The organism is Cytophaga sp. (assembly GCF_051961495.1).
In the GTDB taxonomy this organism is placed as follows: domain Bacteria; phylum Bacteroidota; class Bacteroidia; order Cytophagales; family Cytophagaceae; genus Cytophaga.
On sequence record NZ_JBQCDF010000171.1, the window covers coordinates 1 to 8795 of the forward strand.

At 35.8% G+C, this 8795-nt stretch carries 12 protein-coding genes and 1 pseudogene; 9 read left to right on the top strand and 4 right to left on the bottom strand.

Features of this window, described 5'->3' with window-relative positions; translation table 11 throughout:
- The 6 genes and pseudogenes from ACTHJT_RS08890 to ACTHJT_RS08915 all read left to right on the top strand — a co-directional run.
- Positions 1–483 (top strand): annotated as a pseudogene (locus ACTHJT_RS08890) (porphobilinogen synthase); the annotation flags it as partial.
- A 90-nt stretch (positions 484–573) separates the two neighbouring features.
- Positions 574–1338 carry an abortive infection family protein gene (locus tag ACTHJT_RS08895; RefSeq protein ID WP_440237671.1) on the top strand — a complete coding sequence of 255 codons (765 nt, stop codon included), beginning with the start codon at positions 574–576 and terminating at the stop codon, positions 1336–1338.
- Positions 1339–1433: 95 nt separating this feature from the next.
- A complete protein-coding gene (locus tag ACTHJT_RS08900) occupies positions 1434–2363 on the top strand; it encodes a hypothetical protein (protein ID WP_440237672.1) in 930 nt (309 codons plus the stop codon).
- 8 nt (positions 2364–2371) lie between these two features.
- Positions 2372–2629: a HigA family addiction module antitoxin gene (locus ACTHJT_RS08905; RefSeq protein WP_440237673.1), complete on the top strand. Its 258-nt coding sequence runs from the start codon at positions 2372–2374 to the stop codon at positions 2627–2629.
- 91 nt (positions 2630–2720) lie between these two features.
- Positions 2721–3530 (top strand): hypothetical protein, encoded by an 810-nt coding sequence (locus ACTHJT_RS08910; protein WP_440237674.1) that lies wholly within the window; start codon positions 2721–2723, stop codon positions 3528–3530.
- A 63-nt stretch (positions 3531–3593) separates the two neighbouring features.
- A complete protein-coding gene (locus tag ACTHJT_RS08915) occupies positions 3594–4040 on the top strand; it encodes a GNAT family N-acetyltransferase (RefSeq protein WP_440237675.1) in 447 nt (148 codons plus the stop codon).
- A 172-nt stretch (positions 4041–4212) separates the two neighbouring features.
- Here ACTHJT_RS08915 and ACTHJT_RS08920 read toward each other — a convergent pair whose 3' ends face one another.
- On the bottom strand, positions 4213–4641 hold the full coding sequence (locus tag ACTHJT_RS08920) for a DUF6157 family protein (RefSeq protein ID WP_440237676.1): 429 nt from the start codon (positions 4639–4641) through the stop codon (positions 4213–4215).
- A gap of 128 nt (positions 4642–4769) precedes the next feature.
- Between ACTHJT_RS08920 and ACTHJT_RS08925 the strand changes: the two genes are divergently transcribed.
- Both ACTHJT_RS08925 and ACTHJT_RS08930 read left to right on the top strand, forming a co-directional pair.
- Positions 4770–5297 (top strand): dihydrofolate reductase family protein, encoded by a 528-nt coding sequence (locus tag ACTHJT_RS08925; protein ID WP_440237677.1) that lies wholly within the window; start codon positions 4770–4772, stop codon positions 5295–5297.
- 155 nt (positions 5298–5452) lie between these two features.
- Complete coding sequence (locus tag ACTHJT_RS08930; RefSeq protein ID WP_440237678.1) at positions 5453–5854, top strand: RidA family protein; 402 nt, start codon at positions 5453–5455, stop codon at positions 5852–5854.
- Between the two features lie 118 nt (positions 5855–5972).
- Here the strand turns inward: ACTHJT_RS08930 and mnmD are convergent, their stop codons facing one another.
- From mnmD to cysQ, 3 genes are all read right to left on the bottom strand, one after another.
- On the bottom strand, positions 5973–6656 hold the full coding sequence (gene mnmD, locus ACTHJT_RS08935; protein ID WP_440237679.1) for a tRNA (5-methylaminomethyl-2-thiouridine)(34)-methyltransferase MnmD: 684 nt from the start codon (positions 6654–6656) through the stop codon (positions 5973–5975).
- 12 nt (positions 6657–6668) lie between these two features.
- The gene (locus ACTHJT_RS08940; RefSeq protein ID WP_440237680.1) at positions 6669–7169 is read right to left on the bottom strand and encodes a hypothetical protein; all 501 of its coding nucleotides are present in this window, start codon (positions 7167–7169) and stop codon (positions 6669–6671) included.
- A 226-nt stretch (positions 7170–7395) separates the two neighbouring features.
- Positions 7396–8160 (bottom strand): 3'(2'),5'-bisphosphate nucleotidase CysQ, encoded by a 765-nt coding sequence (cysQ, locus tag ACTHJT_RS08945; RefSeq protein ID WP_440237681.1) that lies wholly within the window; start codon positions 8158–8160, stop codon positions 7396–7398.
- Positions 8161–8393: 233 nt separating this feature from the next.
- Here cysQ and cysC point away from each other — a divergent pair.
- Positions 8394–8795, top strand: a 402-nt coding sequence (cysC, locus tag ACTHJT_RS08950) for an adenylyl-sulfate kinase (protein WP_440237682.1), incomplete at its 3' end; no start/stop codon positions are given.

Sequence of the window (8795 nt, forward strand, 5' to 3'; positions counted from 1 at the left end):
GACATGATGGATGGCCGTGTAGGTTTTATCCGTGATATGCTGGACGAAAATGGTTTTACCAATACATCCATCATGGCGTATACAGCGAAGTATGCAAGCGCTTTCTACGGACCGTTCCGTGATGCGCTGGACTCAGCACCAAAAGCCGGCGATAAAAAAACCTACCAGATGGATCCGGCAAATGTGACCGAAGCATTGCTGGAAGCGGAACTGGATGTAACGGAAGGCGCAGACATCATCATGGTTAAACCTGCCCTGGCTTATCTGGATGTAATCAAAACCTTATACGATCAATTCGATTTGCCAATTGCTGCCTACAACGTGAGCGGTGAATATGCAATGGTGAAAGCTGCAGCTGCGAATGGCTGGATCGACAACGATAAAGTAATGCTTGAAACATTATTGAGCATGAAACGTGCCGGCGCAAAAATTATCCTGACCTATTTTGCGAAAGAGTTTGCGGGCAAGGTGAAGTATTTTTAATTGAATGCAGTCAAAGACTGCGAAATGATGCGCACCAGTCACCGCTTCGCTAAGACTGGCGCGAGTGGGAGTATTTTTAATAGAATAAATATGGAAGATTTAGATATAAAAAAAATAAGAAAAATTTTATCTTATAAGGGCAGATCTGATCTTTCAGATTTATTACGATCATCTGTGTCACATCTTGATGAATCAGGAAGTTTTGGAAGCAGATGGTATTCAATATTGAGTACATTCAATATTAAATCTCCTCCTAGTGTACAAGCAAAAATTGACAAACTCTCTCACAAAGATAAAGAAGAAATTTTCAAAGCATTATTACTTGTATATCCTTTAAAAGATAATGCACCTGAAATAACCGAGATAATTTACTATCCTGATTTTGACATTGAGATAACTGAGTTGGTTGAAGCTAAAGAATTAGATCGAATATCATTTGAATATATACATGATCAAATAAAAAAATGTAATGCAAAAATTGCCGAAAAAGATTATGATGGCGCTGTAACGAATGCAAGGACTCTAATTGAATCGATCTGTTTATTTATACTTGAATCAAAAACTAAACAAAAGCATGAATATGATGGAAATCTTATTAAGTTATATAAATCAGTAGCTTCATTATTAAAAATGTCTCCAGGTGATTATATTGATGAAAATCTAAAGCAAATTCTTTCTGGAGTTTTTAGTATTATAAATGGTGTCTCAGGCTTACGCAATATATATAGCGACTCACATGGAACGTCCCCATCAAAAATTAGTTATAAAATAGATGATCGACATGCAATTTTAACAGTAAATCTTGCTAAAACAATTACTGAATATTTGTTTCTTAGTTACGAAAAAAGTCAATAATCTTATTTTTTAAATTACTTTTTTTGTAGCATAGGCATTTTGAATGCATTCTTATACTTTAATTATTTCTTTAATAAGCTTCAAAATAAATTAATATGTCAAATTCTGAGCTAATGATTAAAAGGCTAGCTTTAATAAAACAGCTTTACAAAGTTGGAATTGAGCAATCAAAACAATTTGAAACACTAGCTTCTTTTTCTGTTCTTACCTTTCATGACAGCATCGAAATGTTTTTAAAATTATTGTCTGAACATAAAAATATAAAGTCTGAAAAATTCAACTTTTTAGATTATTGGACAAGTATACCCGAATTAACGTTGAAAGAATCAATGAAAAGCCTTAATTCTAGGAGGGTAAACATTAAGCACAAAGGTCTCTTACCATCAAAATCTGACATTGAGATTAGCCGGGTAAATACAACAGATTTTTTAAATCAAAACTCGAAAATATTTTTCAATATTGATTTTGAAAACATATCATTAGTTGAGCTTGTTGATTTCATAGAAGTAAAAAAATACTTAATTAAAGCGCAATCAGGATTAGACAATTATAATTGGGAGAATTGCATCGAAAATTCTGCAATTGCATTCTATCAACTATTGTATGAATATGAAAATAATAAAATAGGCTCTTACATAAACTCCCCTTTTTACTTTGGCAAAGATTTTCATTTTCATACGAGCTTCACAATGGGAATTAAGGATAATAAAAAACTAGCTCAATTTGTAGACAGAGTAGGAGATTCTATTGGAAAAATGCAACAAGCTATCAAAATTACAAGCTTAGGTATTGATTACAAAAGATATGTCAAATTTAAATTATTAACCCCAATTATTACTCGTACTACAGGCGGCATTTTTTTTGCCGAACTTTGGAATAAAAAGAAATGGACAAAAGAAAATTGTCAGTATTGTATTGACTTCGTCATTGAATCTTCTCTTAAACTTCAAGAATTTAATTTTGACATTCAAGATATTGAAGAAGATATTGATGGTTTTTTCACATTGGAAAAAGAAAATGAATAATTAATCTTATGAAAAAACTACCAAACATTCATCTCGGGGAAGTATTGATGGAAGAGTTTTTAATTCCTATGGAAATTTCCTCTTATCGTCTGGCTAAAGAAATCGGCATACCTCAAACGCGTGTGAGTGAGATAACAAAAGGCCGCAGACGTATTACAGCAGATACTGCATTGCGTTTAAGTAAATACTTTGGCAACAGTCCGAAGTTCTGGCTTGGACTGCAGGATGATTATGATATTGAAGAAGAAGGCAAATTGAAGTACTAATAAGTGAATAATTCAATATAATATTGAGAATTTTAAAAACCATTGAAGGACGCTGTGTGAGCAAAATAAGACTCAATTTTAAATATTTAATATGGATAAAATTAAAAGTAAATATGAAATAATTCTTGGATTCGCAACTTTGATTATTTCCCTCAGTGCTTTTAAAAATGAATTAGCACAAGTTTCTCTAGATTTAGGTTATATAACAATAACACTATCTGATTATTTTCTTTTAGTTGTTTATGGATTTTCAATTTGTTTATACTTATATGTAATAGAAAAAATTGTTCAAGATACTAAGATTGGCAAATGGAAATTATTCAATTATACAATTCAAATTGCTTATTTTCTATTCACTTTTATTCTTATAACACCATTACTAATTGGTGTTAATATTCTAGCATTTAAATTATATTCTATCACAAATAATTACGAGGCTGATTGGAATTTATTTATAGGCATTTTAAACCTTATTCTAACAATAATTACAAGCTTCTTTTCTGGAAAGGCTACAAGAACATTTTTAGAAGAAAAGAAAAGAAAACTACAAGAAGAAGTTGAAATTGAAGAAATTAAAAATCTTAACAATGCAATAAAACTTTTTAAAGATGATTATTATCCACACTCCATTTTGGAATCTTTTAAAGCATTAGAAAATCATCTATACAAAAAAATTATAGATAAAGATATTCGTGTTGGCAAACACAGATTTAATGATATTCTTGAAATTGCATTAAAAGAAAACTTTATTAATCAAGAAGACTTATCGATAATTCACGATATCAGAGTCATGAGAAATTCTGTAGCACATTCTGACATGGAATTCACTAAAAGTAATGCAGAATTTGCATTAAATTATGTACGTACTTTGCTAAACAGGAAAATACAAAAAACTGAGTAAGCTCGATGGCTATGACTCGCCCTTTGAAATTTGTTTTTTGTCATTTGTTATTTAAATTTCATCATGCGTATCGAAATCCATAAACTCGGTCCTTACCAGGCAGATGCATTCGTTGAACTGCTGGATATATTTAAAGAAGTATTTGCCATGAGAAATTTTAAACTTCCGGCAAATAAACATCTGGAAGAATTACTGCAGCAAGACGACTTCTTTGTTTTTGTTGCTGTATCAGAAGGTAAAATTGTCGGTGGCTTAACCGCTTACCGTCTGATGCAGTATTATTCAGAAGCACCGCTGGTTTATATTTATGATATTGCCGTACTGAAAAGATACCAGCGCAAAGGCATCGGAAAAAAATTAATTCTCGGCATTAAAGACTACTGCAGAGAAATCGGCGTGGAGGAAATATTTGTGCAGGCAGATGATGAAGATGAACATGCACTTGATTTTTACCGCGCTACAGGTGCAAAGGAATCAAAGGTGACGCACTTTACATATCCGTTAGGGTAATTTAAAATGCAGTCAAAGACTGCGAAATGATACACACCAGTCTGAGACTGGCGCGAGTAAAAACACCAACAACGGCGAACCTCATAGGTTTTGTATCTGTCACCTGATCTATAATTATTACAACCTACATCTAACGAAGGAAACCTATGAGGTTTAATTTAACCAAGCCGTATTACTTTCTTGAACTCCGCATCGCCTTTTCTTTCTTAATACCTTTATCTTTCAGGAACGCTTGATATTCCTTTGTTTCCATCCCATACAGCGCCATTTTGCCTTTGTGATCAAAATGCACACCAAAGCCATATTGTTTGGTTAACGGTGATGCCCGGAAGCAAGCCTGTCCTTTAGAAAAATAAGCTTTTCGTGCTTCTTCATATTCTTCCTTGGTTAAATCATTGCGGTCAGCATAAATCTGAAACAGCACTTCGTCGGACGTATATTTATAAGGCTTCTTCGACAGCATTTCATACTGCATGGATGCAATTGTTTTTTTGCCGTTTTTCTCTTCGGGTATTTTTGCTGTATCCAGCTTGATATCTTCCGCTACTTCAATGAACGTATCGAAATAATTCGTTGTGTGTATTCCGTTTTCCAGTTTCATAATTAAATATCATCATTATTTCAGAAATGTGCTACCGATGACAACAATCATAACCAAAGTTAATACTTTATGATATGATTAATTATCCAACCTGTGTATATTAGTTACAACAACATAAACCAACCACTATGAACAGGAACGTTATTGTATACATTGCTGCCAGCCTGGATGGCTACATCGCTAAACCCAATGATGACCTGAGCTTTTTATCGGTTGTACAGCAGGAAGGGGAAGATTACGGGTATGCAGATTTTATAAAGTCGATCGACACTGTTATTCTTGGCAGAAAAACCTATGATTGGGTAATGACCCAGGTTCCTGAATTTCCGCATGCGGATAAAACTTCTTTCATCATTACACGTACCGACCGACCGGCTATTGGCAACACAAATTTTTATACCGGAAATTTAAAAGACCTGATTTTGAAACTGAAAAAAGAGAATGGCAAGAATATTTTCATAGACGGCGGCGCAGAAGTTGTAAACGAACTGTTAAAAGAAAATCTGGTAGATGAATTTATTATTTCTGTTATTCCGGTTCTGGTTGGCGACGGCACCAGGCTCTTTAAAGACGGCAGACCGGAGCAAGCATTAGAACTTGTATCATCCCGTCAATTCCCGAAGGGATTGGTACAGCTTCATTACAAGCGCAAATAAATATCTATTTATTGTGAGCTACTATGCATCTTAGTTTTAAAAGTCTGGCAAAATGTTTAAATTATATATAATCAGTAATCGATTGAATTCATAATTCATAATTCATAATTCATAATTCATAATTCATAATTCATAATTCATAATTCAAATAAGCTATGGAAAACAAAATCGAATTTTTAAGTCCGGATGATTTATTGAAAAATCCCGCTTTCTCACAGGTTGCTATTACAAAAGGGAATGGTAGTACTATCTATATCGGCGGACAAAATGCCATCACAAAAGATTTACAAATAATCGGAAAGGGTGATATCAAACTGCAGACTGAGTATGCGCTGCAAAACGTTGAAACTGCACTAAAAGCTGCCGGTGCGACGGTAGACAATCTTTTCAAACTTAACATTTACATTGTCCAGGGACAGGATGTGCGTAAAGGCTTTGAAGGCGCGCAAGGCTTTATAAAGAAGCTGAAACATCCGCCTGTCATTTCAGGAATTATTGTTGCCGGTCTGGCCAATCCCGATTATCTGGTGGAGATTGAAGCGGTGGCGTTTAAGTGAGGACACCAGTCAAAGACTGGCGCGAGGGGTGATGTGCCACAGGCCATGGTGTAAATACAGGCAAAGACTGCGTGAGTTACCCCTGGAGTTTTTTTATCCGTTTGTCTTTTGGAATTTGTTATTTGGGATTTGATTTCCTGCCCCATGTCATCTCTTTCTTATAGAGTGGGCCTTTCAGGGATTCCACTTCAAAGCCTACTGCTTTTAATGTACGCCTGAAAGCAGCCTGCGCGCAGTAGGTAGTTAAGATGCTGCCTTCTTTTAAACTGCTGAATATCTTTTTAAAATTATCTTCTGCCCAAACTTCTGCCTGGCGGTTTGGAGCAAAGGCATCAAAGTAACAGACATTGAATGTATCTACGGGCAATGTTTTTCCTTCCAGCGTTGATTTGTATTTATAGAAAGTAAAATATTCAGACAATTCTATTCTCTCTTCCCATGCGGCATCGTGCATACGTTTGAAACGTTCTGCCGATGCGGGTTCTTCCATCAGCAATGGATAATTTAACTGATCCGTTATTTCTTTACTCAATGGAAAAGGTTCAAGCGTATGATATTCTATTTTCAGATTTAATTCTTCCGCTTTATTCCAGGTAAGCAATGCATTCAAGCCTGTACCAAAACCAATTTCCAGTACCGTTACCTTTACAAGCCCTTTGAAAAGCAACAATCCTTTTTCAATGTATACGTAAATGGATTCCTGTATCGCACCGTGTTTGGAATGATAGGTTTCATTCAATTCGGGATTGTACAAGGTATGCGAGCCATCGCTGCAGAGGATGAAAGAGATATCGGTAGACATTACACGTTGCAATTATTTGAATTGAATAGATGTATTCCCCATCATCAGCCATGCATCGCTTTTGTGGCAATTGTTCAGCATAATTACAAACACTTTTCCGCCTTCTTTACAATAAACGGCAACGTCACACGATTCGATATTTTTTCTATTTCTTATTTCAAAAAATACATTTACCAATTCAATTTTATTCCATTTAATCCCTTTATCTTTCCCCGCTTTAATAACAGATTGAAAGTTTTCCAGGGCCTTGCCACGCATGGAACGTGTAATGGAATACATCTGATTGATTACTGTATCTTTTGCATTTTGAGGAGCATCTGCATTTTTGATCATGATGTCACAATCAGCATTTGTAAAAATCAATGAATCATACGCGCTGAAATTTTCAAACCGGAAAGCCTTACATACAGATATCCCTAATTCATTTGGATTGGCCGGTCTGCTACTCTGTGCATGAACATGCTGCATGTACGCAATGCCGATGAACCATACAATAAGATGAATATATTTCATGTGATTTTGCTTTAATAACCAGACTGCAAGGAAACAAGTGGTTGGCATTCGCCGCGGCGAATACGCGAATAAACATCAATTAAATTTCTAATTTGCGTAAACATGCCGAACCACGGCATGTTTGAGTTGTACTTATATCTGCCGTGGTTCGGCACGTTTAATGCAGCAAATCAATATTAAAGAGCAATTGACAATTTCATTAAACTGCCAACCACCTTCAACAATTTTAAAGATCACCTTTACACAAAAATCCGCCGTTCAATAAATTATGTTTATTATACAGAAACACAGAACCGTCAGGATTCGTCAATGTACCGCCAGCAGCTTCAAGTACAGCTTGTCCGGCAGCAGTATCCCACTCCATTGTAGGACCATGCCGGTAATACAGGTCTGCAGCACCTTCCGCGACCAGGCAGAATTTAATAGAGCTTCCGGTAGTGATAAAATCCGTTACTTTATAATCGGCCAGTAATTTTGCTTCATCTTCAGAACTGTGAGAACGGCTGCCTACCGCTGTACGACCTGTTTCCGGAGCTTTACGAACCTTGATCGGCGCTTCTGTTCCATTCACAATCTTGAAGGCTCCCTGCCCTACCACACCTGCGTACAACGTATCTGTTACAGGAATATAAACAACTCCCATTACCGGCCGGTCATTTTCCATCAGTGCAATGTTTACGGTAAATTCGCCGTTGCGCTTAATGAATTCTTTTGTGCCATCCAGTGGATCTACCAACCAATAACGTTTCCAGTTTTTGCGTTCCTCATAAGGAATGCCTTTTCCTTCTTCCGAAATCATTGGAATCTCAGGAAATTCACCTTTCAACAATGTATAAATTACTTGATGCGCATTCTTGTCCGCTACTGTCAGAGGAGATTTATCATCTTTTATTTCAATCAATTCGGAAAAATCAGGCATTTGATACACTTCCATAATCGCTTTTCCGGCAACCATACTTGCCACAATTGCATTTTCAAGTAAATTATTCATTAAAATCAGGTTTATTATCAATTCTGCAATTTAAGAAAAGTACCTTAGAATCTTTTGAAAAACTGACCTTCCTCCAATGTATGATTGGCAAGCACTGTTTCTCACAGGATTATCCTTTTAAAAGCAGATTGCAGCGATCTTAAAATCTGCTTTTTTATTCATCCTTAATTGGCTCAACTGTATGAGATATAGCCAAAAAACCGTATTTTTGAAGTCAGTTTTAATAATAGCTTGTGAATCACATACATCCCATATTCGATAAGATCCTTCAACGTGAGGATAAAGAAGCGCAGTTAAAACAACATTCCATAGTAATATGGATGGTTGGTTTGTCAGGATCCGGTAAAAGTACGCTTGCAAAAGCCCTGGAAAGAGATCTTCACGACCGTGGTTTTTTAACCACTCTGCTTGATGGAGACAATCTTCGCACGGGTATCAACAACAATTTAGGTTTCTCTGAGGCTGACCGTACGGAAAACATCCGCCGTGCAGCTGAAACATCTAAGCTATTTGCGGCCTGCGGCATCATTACCATCTGTTCTTTGATCAGTCCTACGGAAGAAATCCGAACGATGTCAAAAAACATCATTGGTGCAAACGATTATTTTGAATTGTTTGTTAATACTCCGATAGAA